Origin of the sequence: Frigoribacterium sp. CFBP 13712, from assembly GCF_014842255.1 — a bacterium.
GTDB lineage: Bacteria > Actinomycetota > Actinomycetes > Actinomycetales > Microbacteriaceae > Frigoribacterium.
Genome location: NZ_JACYVH010000024.1, coordinates 1 through 647, shown reverse-complemented (window position 1 = coordinate 647; position 647 = coordinate 1). Strand labels below are relative to the sequence as shown.

General features: G+C 70.0%; 1 protein-coding gene. It reads right to left on the bottom strand.

Annotated features, from left to right (window positions below; translation table 11 throughout):
* Nucleotides 1–647 (bottom strand): hypothetical protein (locus IFT51_RS14740; protein WP_197982092.1); only part of this gene is annotated, 647 nt, incomplete at both ends.

The window sequence follows — 647 nt, the reverse complement described above, 5'->3', positions numbered from 1 at the left end:
GCGACGGTGATCTTCGCGACGCCGACGAGCATCTCGTCCTGGACGGCGTCGGTGCTGAAGGTCTCGTTCAGCAGCGCGGCGGCGTCGGGGCTGATGTGCACGGTCGTGCCCTCGAGGACGGCGTTGGTGCCCTCCATCTGCAGGGGCTTCAGGGTGCCGCCCCAGAGGTTGAACAGGTAGGCGTCTTCGACGACGACCTCGCCGTTGGCGGACACGGTGCCGTAGAGCTTCGACTCGCCCGGGTCGATGCGGAAGTCGGTGAGCTCGACGGTGGTGTCACCGGCGGTCAGCGACAGGCCCGAGCCGTCGTGGTCGAGCTCGCCCTGGACGTAGGGACGCACGTCGGACGAGGGGTCGTAGTAGTCGACGTTGCCGCCGGTGATCGGGAACGCGAACGTGCCCGTGGCGCCGTCGAAGGTGCCGGTGCCGACCGGGGCCGGGGTCAGACCCAGCGAGGTGAGCGCGTCGACGAAGGACTGGTCGACCGTGACCTGGGTGTCGACGCCGTTGCTGAGGTCGGGGAGCGAGGCGACCGGGGTGGCCTCGGCGCTGGGCTCGGCCGATGCCGAAGCCGAGGTCGTCGACTCGGTGGAGCCGCTGTTGGAGTCCATCGAGCACGCGGCGAGCGAGAACACGAGGGCGCCGGA